This window comes from Aeromicrobium terrae (assembly GCF_008039565.1).
Lineage (GTDB): Bacteria > Actinomycetota > Actinomycetes > Propionibacteriales > Nocardioidaceae > Aeromicrobium > Aeromicrobium terrae.
The window spans coordinates 66,256-83,065 of sequence record NZ_VDUX01000006.1; the positions used below are offsets into that span (position 1 = coordinate 66,256).

At 70.9% G+C, this 16,810-nt stretch carries 15 protein-coding genes; 3 read left to right on the top strand and 12 right to left on the bottom strand.

What is annotated here, in order from left to right:
- Window positions 1–47: 47 nt before the first annotated feature.
- The 4 genes from FHP06_RS12625 to FHP06_RS12640 are packed head-to-tail and all read right to left on the bottom strand — an operon-like array spanning window position 48 to window position 5,313.
- Entirely contained in the window at window positions 48–440 is a 393-nt protein-coding gene (locus tag FHP06_RS12625) for a nuclear transport factor 2 family protein (protein WP_147687151.1), read from the bottom strand.
- A gap of 43 nt (window positions 441–483) precedes the next feature.
- Window positions 484–1,959, bottom strand: coding sequence for an ATP-dependent DNA ligase (locus FHP06_RS12630; protein WP_147687152.1), 1,476 nt, complete (start codon window positions 1,957–1,959; stop codon window positions 484–486).
- Window positions 1,960–1,984: 25 nt separating this feature from the next.
- Window positions 1,985–3,715: a thiamine pyrophosphate-dependent enzyme gene (locus FHP06_RS12635; RefSeq protein ID WP_147687153.1), complete on the bottom strand. Its 1,731-nt coding sequence runs from the start codon at window positions 3,713–3,715 to the stop codon at window positions 1,985–1,987.
- Window positions 3,712–5,313 carry an FMN-binding glutamate synthase family protein gene (locus FHP06_RS12640; RefSeq protein ID WP_147687154.1) on the bottom strand — a complete coding sequence of 534 codons (1,602 nt, stop codon included), beginning with the start codon at window positions 5,311–5,313 and terminating at the stop codon, window positions 3,712–3,714. The genes FHP06_RS12635 and FHP06_RS12640 overlap by 4 nt, the downstream gene beginning before the upstream one ends.
- 72 nt (window positions 5,314–5,385) lie before the next feature.
- On the opposite strand from FHP06_RS12640, the gene FHP06_RS12645 reads away from it, so the two are divergent.
- From FHP06_RS12645 to FHP06_RS12655, 3 genes are read left to right on the top strand one after another with little or no spacing between them, the layout of a single operon-like run.
- On the top strand, window positions 5,386–5,793 hold the full coding sequence (locus FHP06_RS12645; protein WP_147687155.1) for an MmcQ/YjbR family DNA-binding protein: 408 nt from the start codon (window positions 5,386–5,388) through the stop codon (window positions 5,791–5,793).
- Window positions 5,790–7,205, top strand: coding sequence for an amidase (locus FHP06_RS12650; protein ID WP_147687156.1), 1,416 nt, complete (start codon window positions 5,790–5,792; stop codon window positions 7,203–7,205). The genes FHP06_RS12645 and FHP06_RS12650 overlap by 4 nt, the downstream gene beginning before the upstream one ends.
- Before the next feature lie 13 nt (window positions 7,206–7,218).
- Window positions 7,219–8,769, top strand: coding sequence for an adenylate/guanylate cyclase domain-containing protein (locus tag FHP06_RS12655; protein ID WP_147687157.1), 1,551 nt, complete (start codon window positions 7,219–7,221; stop codon window positions 8,767–8,769).
- A gap of 130 nt (window positions 8,770–8,899) precedes the next feature.
- Here the strand turns inward: FHP06_RS12655 and map are convergent, their stop codons facing one another.
- From map to FHP06_RS12695, 8 genes are all read right to left on the bottom strand, one after another.
- Window positions 8,900–9,670 (bottom strand): type I methionyl aminopeptidase, encoded by a 771-nt coding sequence (map, locus tag FHP06_RS12660; protein WP_147687158.1) that lies wholly within the window; start codon window positions 9,668–9,670, stop codon window positions 8,900–8,902.
- An 85-nt stretch (window positions 9,671–9,755) separates the two neighbouring features.
- Window positions 9,756–10,640, bottom strand: a complete 885-nt coding sequence (locus FHP06_RS12665) for a phenylalanine 4-monooxygenase (RefSeq protein WP_147687159.1) — start codon at window positions 10,638–10,640, stop codon at window positions 9,756–9,758.
- Between the two features lie 290 nt (window positions 10,641–10,930).
- Window positions 10,931–11,728 (bottom strand): SDR family oxidoreductase, encoded by a 798-nt coding sequence (locus tag FHP06_RS12670; protein ID WP_147687160.1) that lies wholly within the window; start codon window positions 11,726–11,728, stop codon window positions 10,931–10,933.
- Window positions 11,725–12,951 carry an acyl-CoA dehydrogenase family protein gene (locus FHP06_RS12675; RefSeq protein WP_147687161.1) on the bottom strand — a complete coding sequence of 409 codons (1,227 nt, stop codon included), beginning with the start codon at window positions 12,949–12,951 and terminating at the stop codon, window positions 11,725–11,727. The genes FHP06_RS12670 and FHP06_RS12675 overlap by 4 nt, the downstream gene beginning before the upstream one ends.
- Window positions 12,951–13,409 (bottom strand): MaoC family dehydratase, encoded by a 459-nt coding sequence (locus tag FHP06_RS12680; RefSeq protein WP_147687162.1) that lies wholly within the window; start codon window positions 13,407–13,409, stop codon window positions 12,951–12,953. The genes FHP06_RS12675 and FHP06_RS12680 overlap by 1 nt, the downstream gene beginning before the upstream one ends.
- A 52-nt stretch (window positions 13,410–13,461) precedes the next feature.
- Window positions 13,462–14,469 (bottom strand): sugar phosphate isomerase/epimerase family protein, encoded by a 1,008-nt coding sequence (locus tag FHP06_RS12685; protein WP_147687163.1) that lies wholly within the window; start codon window positions 14,467–14,469, stop codon window positions 13,462–13,464.
- A 1-nt stretch (window position 14,470) separates the two neighbouring features.
- Window positions 14,471–15,652: a Gfo/Idh/MocA family protein gene (locus FHP06_RS12690; RefSeq protein WP_147687164.1), complete on the bottom strand. Its 1,182-nt coding sequence runs from the start codon at window positions 15,650–15,652 to the stop codon at window positions 14,471–14,473.
- 78 nt (window positions 15,653–15,730) lie between these two features.
- Window positions 15,731–16,780 (bottom strand): substrate-binding domain-containing protein, encoded by a 1,050-nt coding sequence (locus FHP06_RS12695; RefSeq protein WP_147687165.1) that lies wholly within the window; start codon window positions 16,778–16,780, stop codon window positions 15,731–15,733.
- Window positions 16,781–16,810 lie beyond the last annotated feature (30 nt).

Genomic DNA, 16,810 nt, shown 5'->3' on the forward strand with positions numbered 1-16,810 from the left:
GTGCCCACCGACAGACCGTTCCGAGCACCGTCATCTGTCCACAGCGGTCAGGTCTGGGCCTCCGGCGCGACCGCCGTGTACTGCAGCGCGACGAGCTGCCACGGGCCGTCGTCGCGATTCCAGACACTGGTCACGCGGAACGCTCCGTCGATGCGCTCACCCTCGAAGATGCACTCCGACTCCTGGAGCTCCACGACCACGGCCGTGTCGCGGTACTCCTCGACGACCCGCTCCACCTTCCGCAGCGTCACCATCTCGAACACGTGGTCCACGTGCGGCCGGATCCATTCCTCCTTGTCGATGTGGAAGCCCTTCGGCCCGACGATCCGGCACCGCTCGCCGACGATGCGCCGCAGCGCGGCCTCGTCCTGCGCGATCAACGCCTCGTTCAGCGCCTGGTGGGCGGCGGCCGCGTCCTGGATCTCCCCGATCATGCTCATGGCTCCACCCTGCGCCGGCCGCGCGGCCGAGTCCAGGGGCCGCTCAGGAGATGGCGCGAACTCTGGCAAGCGTGTCCGCTTCGGCCGCGGTCTTGTCGTCGCGGTACCGGATGACGCGGGCGAAGCGGAGGGCGAGGCCGCCGGGGTAGCGGGTGCTGCGCTGGAGTCCGTCGAAGGCGATCTCGACGACCTGCTCCGGGCGGACGTGCACGACGTGGCCCTCCCGGGAGGTCTCCAGCTCGAGGAACCGCTTCGTCTGCCACTCGAGCATCTCGTCGGTCATGCCCTTGAACGTCTTGCCGAGCATCACGAAGCCGTCGCCATCACGAGCGCCGATGTGGATGTTCGACAGCCAGCCCTTGCGGCGGCCACTGCCCCACTCGACGGCGAGGACGACGAGGTCGAGCGTGTGCCGCGGCTTGACCTTCACCCAACCGGAGCCACGACGACCGGCCTCCCACGGGGTGTCGGCCGCCTTCACGACGACGCCCTCGTGGCCGTCGGCGAGGACCTGGGCCTGGAAGTCGGCAGCCGTGTCGGCGTCCTCAGCCAGCAGCCGCGGCACCAGGTGCTCGTCCGGCACCAAGTCGGCCAGCGCGTCAGCCCGCTCGGTGGCCGGCGCGTCGAGTAGGTCGCGGCCGTCGACGTGGAGCACGTCGAAGAAGAACGGCGAGAGCTCGGCCGACGACGCGGTGTCCTGAAACATCGCCGGGCGGCCCGCGTCGTCGACGAGCAGCGCCTCGCCGTCGAGGACGAAGGACTCCGCCGGCAGCGAGCGAGCCAGATCGGCGATGGCCGGGAAGCGCTCGGTGAGGTCGTCGAGGCTGCGCGAGTAGATGCCGACGTCCTGGCCGCGCCGGTGCACCTGGATGCGGATGCCGTCGAGCTTCCCGTCGACGAGACAGGGCAGACCGACGGTCTCGAGCGCGACGGCCAGGTCGGGTGCGCTGCCGGCCAGCATCGGCTTCACCGGGCGGCCGACCTCGAGCCCGAACGCGGCCAGCGCCTCCTCGCCGCCCGTGGCCGCGGCGTGAGCGGCGAACGGTGCCGACCCGCTCAGCATCACCGCGCGACGGACGACCGGACCGGGCACGTCGAACGCCGCCGCGATCGCCTCGACGAGGATGCCCTCAAGAGCGCCCGTGCGGACCTCACCCGTGACCAGCCCGGCCAGCAGCCGCTGCTCGTCCTCCGTCGCGGCGCCGAACAGCGCCCCCAGTTGCTGCCGGCGCTCGGCCTGCGACCCGGCGCCGCCGATCGCAGCGATCCGCTCGAACGCCGCGTCCACCTCCAGCACCCCGAGGGTGGGCTCCGGCGCGGGCGGCGGCAGCTCGCTCAGCGACCGCCAGCCGATGCCCGTGCGCCGCTGGGTCAGCGAGCCGCCCAGGTACGTGGCGACCACGAGCACCTCGTCGTCGCCGGCGGCCCGCAGCGCCTCGGCGACCGCCGCGATCTTGGCCTTGCGCGAGCGCGTGGCGCGGACGGCGTCGAACGTCGCGACGAGGTCGATGAGCTGCACGAGCCCATTCAACCGCCGGGCACCGTCAGGTTCGCGCCGAGCGGACCGTCTCCTGGACCTTGGCGATCGCGAAGCCCCACGCGTCGCCGATGGAGACTCGGCCGGGAACCGAGATCTCGTCCGGGTTCGTGACGACGTCGAGCAGCACGGGACCACCGTGCGCGAGTGCCGCGGCAACCGCGCCGTCGAGCTCGTGCGGGTCCTCGACACGTACGCCGTGCAGCCCGCAGGCGCGCGCCACCTCCGCGAGGTCGGGATTCGCGAGGTCGGTGCCGAAGTACGGCAGGCCGCCCTGCTCCTGCTCGAGCTTCACCATGCCGAGGCTCCGGTTGTCGAAGACCACCAACACCACGGGCAGCTGATAGGTGACGGCGGTGATCAGGTCGCCCATCAGCATCGTCAGCCCGCCGTCGCCGCAGAACGCGACCACCTGACGGTCCCGGTCGAGTGCCGACGCGCCCAGCGCCTGCGGCATCGCGTTCGCCATGGAGCCGAGGTTGAACGAGCCGATCAGCCGCCGCGACCCGCGCATGCGCACGAAGCGGGACAGCCAGACCGTGGACATGCCGGTGTCGGCGGTGAAGATCGCGTCCTCCGCCGCATGCCGGTCCAGAGCGGCCGCCACGGCCTCGGGCCGAATGGCGTGCTCGGGGTTGTCGAACATCTTCCGCACGACGCCGAGGTGCTCGTGGTCGTACTCGGGGTCCGCGAGGCGCTGTTGTCCCTCGTGCCAGTCCCGGTACTCGTCGCGGGTCTCCTCGAGATGGCCGCGGTCGGTCTTGTTCTCCAGCATCGGCAGCAGAGCCTCCAGGGTCGGACGGGCGTGGCCGACCAGCCCGAGCTCCACGTGGGTGCGCCGCCCGATGTGCTGGCCCTTGGCGTCGATCTGGATCACCCGCTTCCCCTCCGGGTACCAGTCCCGGTACGGGAAGTCGGTGCCGACCATGAGGAGCGCGTCGCACTTCTCGAACGCCGTCTGAGCGGCACGGTTGCCGATGAGGCCGGACTGGCCGACCTCGTACGGGTTGTCGTGCTCGAGACCCTCCTTGGCCTTCAGAGTCAGCACCATCGGGGCCGCAAGCGCGTCCGCCACCTGGAGCGCGACGTCGCGCGCCTCCCGGGAGCCCTGGCCCACCAGCATCGTCACCTTCTCCGCGCCGTTGAGGATGGTCGCGGCCTTCCCCAGGTCGTCCACCGTCGGCATGGTCTGCGGGTGGGCGTCGACGAACGTCGGGGCCGGAGCCGACGGCGGCAGGTCGAGCCCGCCGACGTCGCCGGGCAGCGTCAGCACCGCGACGCCCTGGTGCGCGAACGCCGCGTTGACCGCCTGCTCGAGCAGGTACGGCGCCTGCTCCGGCGACGTGATCGTCCGTGAGTACACGGCGACGTCGCGGAACACCGCGTCGTTGTCGACCTCCTGGAAGAAGTCGCTGCCGAGCTCGGACAGCGGCACCTGGCCGCAGATCGCGAGCACCGGCGCGTGCGACTTCTTCGCGTCGTAGAGGCCGTTCAGCAGGTGCAGCGAGCCCGGGCCGACGGTGCCCATGCACACGGCGAGCGTCCCGGTCAGCTGCGCCTGCGCCGATGCGGCGAACGCGCCCGCCTCCTCGTGACGGACGCCGATCCACTCCAGCCGGTCCTCGGTGCGGATCGCGTCCGTCACCGGGTTGAGGGCGTCACCGACGACGCCCCAGACGTTTTTCACCCCCAGGTCGGCGAGCGCGGTCGTGATCATGCGGGCGACGGTGGTGCTCATCGGGAGACCTCCTGGGCTCGGGAGAACGTGTCCGGGTCGGCGGCGAGCCAGTCGGCGGCCCACGACTCCGGGACCTGGCTGAGCAGCTCACCGGGCTGCAGCCAGTCGTACAGCTCGTCATATCCCTGTACCCGCAACGGGGCGATGACACGCCTCAGCATCGACGGGCGCAGCTCCTCGGGACCCCCGAGACCCATCGACGCGATGATCTGGACCGCTTCCTCGACGGTGTCGCGGTGGTACCGGTGAACACGGTGCCGCTTGTCCTCGACGTCGAGGGCGCGGATGCGGAGGGGGTCCTGCGTAGCGACGCCGACGGGGCAGGTGTTGGTGTGGCACAGCTGGGACTGGATGCAGCCGGTCGCCATCATCATCGCCCGGGCGGCGTTGGTGTAGTCGGCGCCCTGGATGAGGCGCATGACGATGTGCGCGCCGGTCGCGACCTTGCCCGACGCGCCGATCCGCACGCGGTCGCGCAGGCCCGTGCCGACCAGCGCGTTGTGCATCGTCACGAGGCCCTCGGTGAGCGGCGTGCCGACGCGGTTCTGGAACTCCAGCGGGCCGGCTCCGGTGCCGCCCTCGGCCCCGTCGACGACGATGAAGTCGGGTGCCGTGCCCTCGGCGAGCATCGCCTTGCACATCGCGAGCACCTCGTGCCGCGATCCGACGCACAGCTTCATCCCGACCGGCTTGCCGCCTGCCAGCTCGCGCATGCGGGCGAGGAACTCGATGAGCCCGCGGGGCGTGGAGAACATCCGGTGATACGCGGGACTGACCACGGCCTCGCCCGGCTTCACGTCGCGGGCGCGCGCGAGGTCGGCGTCCACCTTCGCGGCCGGCAGCACGCCGCCGAGGCCCGGCTTGGCACCTTGGCTGAGCTTGAGCTCGACGCACTTCACCGCCGGGTGGGCCGACTTCTCCGCGAACTCGTCGGCGTCGAACAGCCCGTCCTTCGTCCGGGCGCCGAAGTAGGCGGTGCCGAGCTCCCAGACGAGGTCGCCGCCGTGGGACAGGTGGTGCTCGGTCAGTCCGCCCTCGCCGGTGTCCTGCGCGAAGCCGCCGAGTGCCGCCCCGCCGTTCATCGCCTGGATCGCGCGGCCGGACAAGGCGCCGAAGCTCATCGCGGAGACGTTGAGCAGGGACATGTCGTACGGCTGCGTGCAGTCCGGACCGCCCACGTGCACGCGGTGCGGCTCCTGCGGGGTGTCCCGCGGCGCGGTGGAGTGCTGGAGGAACTCGTAGCCGACCTCGTTGACGTCGAGCTCGGTGCCGAACGACGTCTCGCTGCGCACGCCCTTGGCCCGCTGGTAGATCAGCGAGCGGTCGTACCGGTCGAACGGCCGGCCCTCGATGTTGCGCTCGACGAAGTACTGCTGGAGCTCCGGGCGGATCGACTCCAGCAGGTAGCGGAGGTGGCCGATGACGGGGTAGTTGCGCAGCACCGAGTGCTTCGACTGGAGCAGGTCCCAGACGCCGAGCACGAGCAGCGCAGCCACGAGAACGGCGAGGGCGAGCCACGCCCACGACCCCACCGCGGCCGCGACACCGGTGAGGAGCAGGAAGAGGGCGAGCAGGAGGAGAACGAGGAATCTAGCCACCGTTCGTTTCTAGTCGCAACTATCTGCCCGCGCAGGTCGACCTGTGTCCGTGCTGGCAGGGAGACTGGAACCATGCCAGCCGCACGACCCGAGGACGTCGACGCGATCGCCGCTGCCCTGCCGCACACCGAGAAGGGCATCAGCTGGGGCGACCGGCCCACGTGGAAGGTCCCGGAGGGCGACAAGGGCAAGGGCTTCGTGCTCGAGCGGCACCCGCACAAGACCGCCGTCGACCCGGAGACCGGGGAGATGTACGACGACCTGCTGGTCATCCGCGTGCCCGACGCCGGAGCCAAGCAGGCGCTCGTCGAGGACGACGGCCCGTTCTTCACCATCCCGCACTTCAACGGCTACAACGCGGTGCTGGTGCAGCAGTCGCGGCTCGGCGAGATCAGCCGCGACGAGCTGGAGGAGATCATCACCGACGCCTGGATCACCGTCGCGCCCAAGAAGCTGGCGCGCGAGATGCTGTCCTCGTGACCGAGCTCCACGACCTCGACGCCCACGGCCAGGCCGAGCTCCTGCGCCGCCGCGAGGTGTCGTCGGTCGAGCTCGTCCGGCACCACCTCGACCGCATCGACCGGTACGCCGAGCCGCTCGGCGCGTTCATCACCGTCACGGCCGAGCAGGCGCTCGAGCGGGCCGAGGCGGCCGACGCCCGGCTCGCCGCCGGCGACGCTCCCACCTTCTGCGGCGTGCCCACGGCCTTCAAGGACCTCACGTCCACCGTCGGCGTCCGCACCACGATGGGCTCGGCGCTCATGAGGGAGAACGTGCCGGTCGTCGACGCGTACGTCGTCACCCTCATGCAGCAGGCCGGGTTCATCAGCCTCGGCAAGACCAACACCCCGGAGTTCGGGCTCTCCTCGTACACCGACAACGACGTGATCGGCCCGACCGCCACCCCGTGGGACCTGACCCGGAACGCCGGCGGGTCCAGCGGTGGCGCGGCGGCAGCCGTGGCCGCTCGCCTCGTGCCGCTCGCCGAGGGCAGCGACGGCGGCGGATCCATCCGCATCCCGGCCAGCTGCTGCGGGATCGTCGGGTTCAAGCCGAGCCGCGGCCGGGTCAGCGCCGGTCCGCTCGGCAGCGACTGGAGCGGTCTCGCCGGCGACGGCCCGCTGGCCCGCACCGTGCGCGACGCCGCCGCGCTGCTCGACGTCATGGCTCACCCGATGCCCGGCGACTTCCGGCCGCTGCCCGACCCGCCCGTCCCGTTCACCGACTGGATCCGCCGCGAGCCCGGCCGGCTGCGCGTCGCCCGCTGGTCCACCCCGTACCTGCCGTTCGCCGAGACGTCGCCGGAGTCGCTCGCCGCGTGGGAGTCCGCCAGCCGGCTGCTCGAGTCGCTCGGCCACGAGGTCGTCGACGTCGACAACCCCTTCCCCGCCGAGCTCGAGCCGCAGTTCAACGTCGTCTGGTCGAGCGGGATGGCCGCCGCGCCGGTGCCTGAGGAGGCCGTGCCGCTGCTGCGGCAGAACACGCGCTACTGGTTCGCCCGCGGCAAGGAGGCCACCGGCGTCGAGCTCGCACGCGCCATCCAGTTCCTCGAGGCCACCTGCCGCGACGTCGTCACAAGGATGCAGGACTTCGACGTCTGGCTCACCCCGACGCTCGCGCTGCCGCCCCAGCCGCACGCCTGGTTCACCGAGTCCGGCGACCCCGCCGAGGACCACCGCCGCGAGCTGCTGTTCACCCCGTTCACCGCGGTCTACAACATGGCCGGCGTCCCGGCGGCCAGCCTGCCGCTGCACTGGACTGACGGGGGGCTGCCCATCGGCGTCATGCTCGCCGGCCGCCCGGGCGAGGACGGCCCCCTGTTCAGCCTGCTCGCCCAGGTGGAGGCGGCGGCCCCGTGGACCGAACGCGTCCCGCCGACCCCCTCCACCTGAGTACGCTCGGCGGGTGCCCTCGGAGCGTCGACAGCGCCGGACCCAGCCACTCGGGTCGTGGCTGCTCGGCCCGGGCGACGAGGAGACCGGCCGCCTCCGGGTCCGCGTGCAGATCCTGCTCACCGCGGCGCTCGTCATCGCCAACGTCATCGGGATGGTGCTGGTCGTCGCCCTGGTGACGCTGGTGCTCCCGGGCGACCCGGTCCTCACCGACGACCTGCTCGTCGTGAACTTCGTCGTCGTGCCCGCGTACTGCCTGTTCGCCCTCGTCGTCGGCGCGACGTGGGGCACGGTCCGCGCCCTGCGCATGTTGCAGTGGTCGCTCGAGGACCGCGAGGCCACCCGCAAGGACCGCATCGCCACCCTCCGCGTGCCCTGGATGCTGACCCTCGTCCAGGCCGTCCTCTGGGCCAGCGGGTTCGGCCTCTTCACGCTGCTCTACGGCCTGCACGGCGCCGACCTGATCGCCAAGGTCGGCTTCACGACGTTCGCCGGCGGCGTCGTGGTCTGTGCCAACACGTACCTGCTCAGCGAGTTCGCCCTGCGGCCGGTCGCGGCCCGGGCTCTCACGAGCGCGCCGATGCGGCGGGCGCGCGGCGTCGGCATCACGATGCGGTCGCTGCTGATCTGGCTGCTCGGCGCCGTCCCCGTCATCGGCCTGATGGTCGTCGCGATCTTCGCGCTCGCCCGCAAGGACGTCACCGCCGACCGGCTCGCGATCTGCATCCTGGCCCTCGGCGGCATCGGTCTGGTGTTCGGGCTGCTGCTGATGGTGCTCAACACCCGCGCCATGATGGCGCCGATCCGCACGGTCACCGGTGCGCTCTCCCGAGTCCAGAAGGGCGACCTCGACGCCGAGGTGCTGGTCTTCGACGGCACCGAGCTCGGCATGCTCCAGTCCGGCTTCAACCGCATGGTCCACGACGTCCGCGAGCGCGAGCAGCTCCGCGACCTGTTCGGCCGGCACGTCGGCGAGGACGTCGCCCGCGCCGCGATGTCGCAGCAGATCGAGCTGGGCGGCGAGGTGCGCGAGGTCGCCGTGCTCTTCGTCGACGTCGTGGGGTCCACGGAGCTCGCCGCCACCAGACCCCCGGAGGAGGTCGTGGACGTGCTCAACCGGTTCTTCGGCGTGGTGGTCGCCGAGGTGCAGGACCACGGCGGCTTCGTCAACAAGTTCGAGGGCGACGCCGCGCTCGCGGTCTTCGGTGCTCCGCGCGAGCTCGACGACGCCGCGGGTGCGGCGCTCGCGGCCGCGCGGTCGATGTCGGCCCGCCTGACCGAGGAGGTCAGCGACGTCCAGGCCGGCATCGGCGTCGCCTACGGGCCCGCGGTCGCCGGCAACATCGGTGCGGAGAGCCGGTTCGAGTACACGGTCATCGGCGACCCGGTGAACGAGGGCGCCCGGCTGTGCGAGCAGGCCAAGACCGTCGAGGGCATGGTCGCGGCGTCGATGACGGCGGTCGAGGCCGCCCACGAGGACGAGGCGTCGCACTGGCGCGCCCAGGACGAGGTCACCCTCCGCGGCCGCACCGAGGCGACGACGATCGCCGTCCCGGCGACCTGAGCGACCCTGTGCGGTCGCTAGCGGCGGAGCCGCGGGAGGGAGCGCCAGCGACCGAAGCGACACAGACGCAAGAGTCGCTTCGCTTCGCTCCCGGGCTTCGCCCTAGCGACCGAGTGGTGGAGCTGTAGCGTCAATCTCGGGCGGTGAGGACGATCGGCTCGTCGTCGGTGACGGCGATGGTGTGCTCGGAGTGGGCGCCGCGGGAGCCGTCGGCGCTGCGGATGGTCCAGCCGTCGGCGTCCATGACGATCTCGTCGGTGGACGCGAGCAGCCAGGGCTCGATGGCGATGACGAGGCCCGGCTTGAGCGGGAGGCCACGGCCGGCGCGGCCGTCGTTGGGGACGTGCGGGTCGCCGTGCATGGTGCGGCCGACGCCGTGCCCGCCGAACTGGGTGTTGACGCTGTAGCCGGCGTCGCGGGCGACGTCGCCGATGGCGGCGGAGATGTCGCCGAGCTTGTTGCCGGGCCGCGCGACAGCGATGGCGGCGGCGAGCGCCTGCTGCGTGGTGTCGATGAGCCGGACGTCGTCGGGGTTGGGCGTGCCGACGATCGTGCTCACGGCCGAGTCGGCGACCCACCCGTCGACGGAGACGGCGAAGTCGAGGCTCAGCAGGTCGCCGTCGGCGAGCTTGTAGGAGTGTGGCAGGCCGTGCAGCACCGCGTCGTTGACCGACGTGCAGAGCACCTTGCCGAACGGCATCGCGCCGAACGACGGGTGGTAGTCGATGTAGCAGGACTCGGCGCCGCGGTCGCGGATCATGGCGTGCGCGAGGGCGTCGAGCTCGAGCAGGTTCACGCCGACGTCGGCCGCCTCGACGAGCCTCGTCAGCACCTCGGCGACGAACCGCCCGGCAGGACGCATCTCCTCGACCTGACGCGGGGTGCGGAGCTCGATCGCCATGCCGTCACCCTATCGACCGCACCATGTGACGCTGAGGGCGTCATCCGGCGTCCATGACGCCCTGAGCGTCACATTTCGCGAAGACTCAGACCGTCGCCTTCAGCCGGCTCGGCGTCTCGTCGTCGCAGGTGTCGAAGAACGTGCCGACGACGTCCTCGAGCTGGTCGAGCGAGTCGGCGGCGAACAGCACCGGCTGGTACGCCGTGATGTCGTAGTTGATGGTGCCCATCTCGGCGATGTCGAGCGGCCGGATCTCCATGTGCGCGTACTCGTCCATCTCGCCGTAGCTGGAGAGGATGCCGGCGCCGTAGGCCTTGAGGTCGCCGTCCTCCCACATGACTCCGAACTCGAGCGTGAACCAGAAGACGTCGGCGATGAACTTCACGGTGTCGTCGAGCTCGGCCCGCGCGGTGGCCTTGCCGGCCGCCTCGGTGAGCGCCGCGAACCGCGGGCTGGCGAGCTGGTTCGCGTGGCCCATCACCTCGTGGATGATGTCCGGCTCCGGCGTGTAGAGCGGCTGCGACGGGTGGCGCAGGTACTGCGTGGAGTGGAACTCGCGGCGGCCGAGGGACTCGTAGAACTCGCGGAGCGGGACGAGGCCCGGGGCCGGGACGTAGGTGAACCCGGTCAGCGGGACGAGCCGCTCGCCGACCTCGCCGAGCTGGGGGACGTGGTCCGACGGGAGGCCGAGGGCCTCCTTGGCGTGGAGGTACTCGCTGTGCGCGTGCTTCTCGTGCTTGGGCGCGAGCTCGCGGGCGACCTCGCGCCAGATGTCCTGCTCGCCCTCGGTGTAGTCGACGGTGGGGATCGGCGCGCCCGGCGACCAGGCCACGGCGATCTCGGCGATGTCGTTCCGGCGGGCGCGGTACGCCTCGTCGCGGAACCCCGGGTGGTTCTCGCCGAGGTGCACCTCGACGGAGCCGTCGTCCTTCGTGGACACGGGTGAGTAGAGCTGACCGTCCTCGAACATCTGCGCCTCCCTCGGGTTGGCACCCAGCACACCAGTCGCCGGGCTCGGGAGCGAGTTCCATCAGCCCGGATGAGCAGATGTGCTCGATACAGCCAGTATGCGCCCGATCGGGTCGGCGATCTGTCTAGGCAATGCCTGGCGGACCCCCGCGCCACCCGGACGACCTCGCATCCCGGCTGACGTCGTTCTCGGCCCTCGCAAGACAACACCCGGTATGGCTTCGGACCTCGGCCTCGTCAGCCGGGCGCGAATGCCGCCCGGATCGACTGCGCGGGTCCACCAGACACTGCCTAGGACAGCGAGTTCCGGAACCACTGCATGCCGCTGAGCCACTGGTCCGGGTCGGCGGCCTTCTTGGCGTACATCTCGGCGACGGACGCGTGCGGCAGCGCGAGGAACCGGCCGGCCTCGATCGCGTCGAGGAGCGAGTCCGCGACCTCCTCCGGCGTCAGGGTCGCGCCGGCGGTGGTGACGGCGGCGTGGCCGAGTCGGGCGTCGGGATCCTCGTGGACCTCGCCGGCCTCGATCATCTGCGTCCGCACGCCCATCGGGCAGAGCGCCGCGACCTGGACGCCCCGGTCGCCGTAGGTGGCGGCCAGCCACTCGGCGAACCCGACGGCGGCGTGCTTGGTGGTCGAGTACGTCGGGGACCCGAGCTGGGTGAGCAGACCGGCGGCCGACGCGGTCACGGCGAAGCACCCACCGTCTCCCTCGAGCCAGCGCGGCACCAGGAGGCGGGCGGCCCGCACGTGCGCCATCACGTTGACGTCCCAGCTCGTGGCCCAGTCCTGCTCGTCGGCGTCGAGGCCGAAGCCGTGGAAGACCCCGGCGTTGGCGACGAACAGGTCGACGCCGCCGAACGACTCGTCGGCCGCAGCGATGAGCGCTTCCAGGTGAGCGCTGTCGCCGACGTCGCCGGCGAGCTGGATGACGTTCCCGTCCAGGTCGGCGGTCGTCGACGCGAGCCGGTCGGCGTCGAGGTCGGTGAGCAGCACGGAGGCGCCGCGCTCGGTCAGTCGCCGGGCGATGGCGGCGCCGATGCCGCCGGCCGCGCCGGTGACGATCGCGCGCGATCCCTCGAGGTTCATCGCAGCTGCTTGCGGAGCTCGGCCCGGGCGAGGCTGGTCTTGTGCACCTCGTCGGGGCCGTCGGCGAAGCGCAGCGTGCGCATGCCGGCGAACCACTCGGCGAGCGGGAAGTCCTGGCTCAGGCCGCCGGCGCCGTGCACCTGGATGGCCTTGTCGAGGATCCATTCCACCGTGGCCGGCGTCGCGATCTTGATCGCCTGGATCTCGGTGTGCGCGGCCTTGTTGCCCTGGGTGTCCATCAGCCACGCGGCCTTGAGCACCAGCAGCCGCAGCTGCTCGAGGCGCACGCGGGACTCCGCGATCCAGTCGCGCACGACGCCCTGCTCGGCGATGGTCTTGCCGAACGCGACGCGAGACGCGGCGCGCTGGCACATCATCTCGATAGCCCGCTCGGCCAGGCCGATCGAGCGCATGCAGTGGTGGATGCGGCCGGGCCCGAGCCGGGCCTGCGCGATGGCGAAGCCCTCGCCCTCGCCGCCGATGATGTTCGACGCGGGCACGCGGACGTCGTGGAACGCGAGCTCGGCGTGGCCGCCGTGGTCGCGGTCGGCGTAGCCGAACACCCGCATGCCGCGCTTGATCTCCAGACCCGGGGTGTCGCGTGGGACGAGGATCATCGACTGCTGGCGGTGCCGCTCCGCCTCCGGGTCGGTCTTGCCCATCACGATGAAGATCGCGGAGTCCGGGTTCATCGCGCCGGTGATCCACCACTTGCGGCCGTTGATCACGTAGTCGCCGCCGTCGCGGACGATCGACAGCTCGATGTTGGTGGCGTCGGACGACGCGACCTGCGGCTCCGTCATCGCGAACGACGACCGGATCGTGCCCTCGAGCAGCGGCTCGAGCCACTGCTCCTTCTGCTCGGGCGTGCCGAAGAGGTGCAGCACCTCCATGTTGCCGGTGTCCGGGGCGGCGCAGTTGAACGCGCTCGGCGCGAGCTGGATGCTGCGGCCGGTCAGCTCGGCGATCGGTGCGTACTGCAGGTTGGTCAGGCCGCGGCCGTGCGGGCCCTCGTAGCCGGGCAGGAAGAAGTTCCAGAGGCCCTGCTCCTTGGCCTTGGCGCGCACCTCGCCGACCACCGCCGGGAACGTCCAGGCGTCGTCGGCGGCCAGCTGGTCGATCTCCTCGCGCAGGCGGCCCTCGTTCGGGAACACCTCCGCGTCCATGAAGGCACCGACCTGCTCCAGCAGCGCGTTGGTCTCGTCGTCGTAGGCGAAGTCCATCACGCAGCCGCCATCACGTAGACGACCTCGGCGATGCACGCCGGCTTCTCCGCACCCTCGAGCTCGATCACGAAGGTGATGGTGACCTGCGTGCCGATCGGGATGTCCGCGACGTCCTTGAGCGTCGCCGTCGCACGGATGCGCGAGTCGACGGGGACGGCGTTGGGGAAGCGGATCTTGTTGGCGCCGTAGTTGACGCCCATCGCCAGGCCCTTGACCTCGTAGATCGACTGCGCGAGCACCGGCAGCAGGGACAGGGTCAGGTAGCCGTGGGCGATCGTCGTGCCGAACGGCCCGCTCGCCGACTTCTCCGGGTCGACGTGGATCCACTGGTGGTCGCCGGTCGCGTCGGCGAACGTGTTGATCTGCTCCTGGGTGACGGTGTGCCACTCACCGGTGCCGAGCTCCTCCCCGGCGGCGGCTCGGAACTCCTCGAGACTCTCGAACGTGCGGGGCATGGGACTCCCTCGGTCGGGTACTAAGCGCTTGCTTAGTCAGCACCCTAGCCCTTCAGTCGCCGCTGGAGAAGGCGGCGTCGAACGCCGCCTCGGGGGCGTCGAACAGGTTCGCCTTCACGAACGCGAGCGCCTCCGGGGCCCCGAGCAGCCGGTCCATGCCGGCGTCCTCCCACTCGATCGAGATGGGACCGTCGTAGCCGATCGTGTTGAGCATGCGGAAGCACGCCTCCCACGGGACGTCGCCGCGACCCGTGGACACGAAGTCCCAGCCGCGCCGCGGGTCCGCCCACGGCAGGTGCGAGCCGAGCCGGCCGTTCCGGCCGTTGCCGACCTGCTTCTTCGCGTCCTTGCAGTCGACGTGGTAGATCCGGTCGCGGAAGTCCCACAGGAAGCCGAGCGGGTCGAGGTCCTGCCACACGAAGTGCGACGGGTCCCAGTTCAGGCCGAACGCCTCGCGGTGGCCGATCGCCTCCAGCGCCGCGTGGGTGGTCCAGTAGTCGTAGGCGATCTCGCTGGGGTGCACCTCGTGGGCGAACCGCACGCCCTCCTCGTCGAAGACGTCGAGGATCGGGTTCCAGCGGTCGGCGAAGTCCTGGTAGCCGGCGGCCACCATCTCCTCCGACGCCGGCGGGAACATCGCGACGTACTTCCAGATCGACGAGCCGGTGAAGCCGATCACCGTGTCGACGCCGAGCAGCTTCGCACCGCGCGCGGTGTTCTTCAGCTCCTCCGCGGCGCGCTGGCGGACGCCCTCGGGGTCGCCGTCGCCCCAGATGCGCGACGACAGGATGCCCTCGTGCCGGGCGTCGATCGGGTCGTCGCAGACCGCCTGGCCGGTGAGGTGGTTGGAGATCGCGTAGACCTTGAGGCCGTTCTTCTCCAGGATGTCGTGCCGCGACTGCACGTAGGCCGGGTCCTCGACGGCCTGCCAGGGGTCGAAGTGGTCGCCCCAGCAGGCGATCTCGAGACCGTCGTAGCCCCACTCGCCGGCGAGGCGCGCGACCTCCTCGAACGGCAGGTCGGCCCATTGCCCGGTGAACAACGTGATCGGTCGAGACATCTCAAGCTCCTGTCGTGTGGGTGGTGCCGTCGGCCGAGCTCGCCTCGACCGCGGCCAGCACGCGCTGGACGGCGAGGCCGTCGGCGAACGACGGCGAGGGGTCGGTGCCGTCCGCGATGGCGGTGACGAGGTCGACGACCTGGTGCGTGAAGCCGTGCTCGTACCCGAGGCCGTGTCCCGGCGGCCACCAGGCGGCGACGTACGGGTGCGTCGCCTCGGTGACGATGATCCGGCGGAAGCCGGCCGTCGCGGGGTCCTCGTTCGCGTCGAAGTACTGGAGGACGTTCATGTCCTCGAAGTCGAACGCCAGCGAGCCCGTGGACCCGTTGACCTCGATGCGGAGCGCGTTCTTGCGGCCGGTGGCGAAGCGCGTCGCCTCGAAGACGCCGACGGAGCCGTCGTCGAAGCGGGACGTGAAGACGGCGGCGTCGTCGACGGTGACCGGGCCGCGCTCGCCGTCGCCGCTCGACGAACCACCGAGGGTCGCGTGGTCGCCGGCGACGGGTCGGGTCGTCACGAAGGTCTCCATCAGGCCGCTGACCGACGCGATCCGCGAGCCGGTGACGAACTGCGCCATGTCGACGATGTGGGCGCCGATGTCGCCGAGGGCACCCGAGCCGGCCTTCTCCTTGTCGAGGCGCCAGCTGAGCGGGGTGTTCTCGTCGTTGAGCCAGTCCTGCAAGTACTGGGCGCGGACGTGGCGGATGGTGCCCAGCCAGCCGTCGGCGGCGAGCTTCCGGGCCATGGCGACGGCGGGCGTGCGGCGGTAGGTGAAGCCGACCATGGCCCGCACGCCGTGCTGCGCGGCCTCGGCGGCCGCCTCGGCCATCGCCTCCGCCTCGGCGACGGTGTTGGCCAGCGGCTTCTCGCACAGCACGTGCTTGCCGGCCCGGAGCGCCGCGATCGCGATCTCCGCGTGCGTGTCTCCCGGCGTGCAGATGTCGATGACGTCGATGTCGTCGCGCTCGAGCAGGGCCCGCCAGTCGGTCTCGACGGACTCCCAGCCGAAGCGCTCGGCGACCTTCGTGGCCGCCTCCTTGTCGCGCCCGCAGACCGCGGTCATGCGCGGGTGCATCGGGAGGTCGAAGAAGGCCGGGGCCGTGCGCCACGCCTGGGAGTGCGCGGCTCCCATGAAGGCGTAGCCGACCATGCCGATCCGGAGATCGGTTCGTGCGTCAGTCATCTGCGTCTGCTTTCCGAGCTGGATGGTGGAGGGGACCTGCGCACCGGCCCCGAGTGCCGGTGCGCAGGTCCCGGTCGGTCAGGACTCGAACGCCGACGGCAGGTAGGTGTCGACGTTGTCCTTCGTCACCACGGGGGCCGACAGCTTGACCTCGCGCGGCACCTCGATCTCGGCGAGGTCGGACATCGACTTGCCCTGCACCAGCAGTCGGGCCAGCTTGATGCCGTCCGCGGCCTGGGTCGACGGGTAGATGACCGTCGCCTTGAGCACCGTGTTGTCGGCCTTGATGTCGCGCATGACGTTGGCCGAGCCGGCGCCGCCGATCATGACGAACTCGTCACGGTTGGCGTTCTTGATGGCGGCGAGGACGCCGACACCCTGGTCGTCGTCGTGGTTCCACAGGTAGTCGATCTTCGGAGCGGCCTGGAGCAGGTTGGACGCGGCCTTCTCGCCCGACTCCACCGTGAACTCCGCGGCGACGCGGTTGTTGACCTTGAGGCCGCACTTCTTGAGCGCGTCCGCGAAGCCCTTCGACCGGTCCTGCGTCAGCGGCAGCGAGTCGATGCCCGCGATCTCGGCGACGACCTTGTTCTTGTCGCCCTTGGCCTGGTCGCACACGTACGTGCCGGCCGAGACGCCCATGCCGTAGTTGTCGCCGAGCACCGTGGTGCGGGCGGCGAACGGCGAGTCGAACTCGCGGTCGACGTTGATGACGACGATGCCGGCGTCCATGGCCTTGCGGGCCACGGCGGTCATCGCGGCGCCGTCGAACGGCAGCAGGACGATCGCGTCGACCTTGTCGTTGATGAACGTCTCCACCTGCGAGATCTGCAGGTTGACGTCGTTGGTGCCCTCGGCGACCTTCAGCTCGATGTCGTCGTACTTCTTCGCCTGGGCGACGGCCGACTTCGTGATCGAGCCCATCCAGCCGTGGTCGGCGGCCGGTGCGGAGAAGCCGATGACGACCTTCTTGCCGGACTTGTCGTTGTCGGTGTTGCTCTTGCCGATCGCGGAGCTGGTGTCGCCGTCGTCGGAGCCGTTCGTACAGGCTCCGAGGACCAGCGTCGCCGCCGCGAAGGCACCGACGAGGGCGAAGGCTCGACGCCTCCGGGGATGGATGGTGGACATGGGCAACTCCTGTTGTGAGGTGGTGACGGG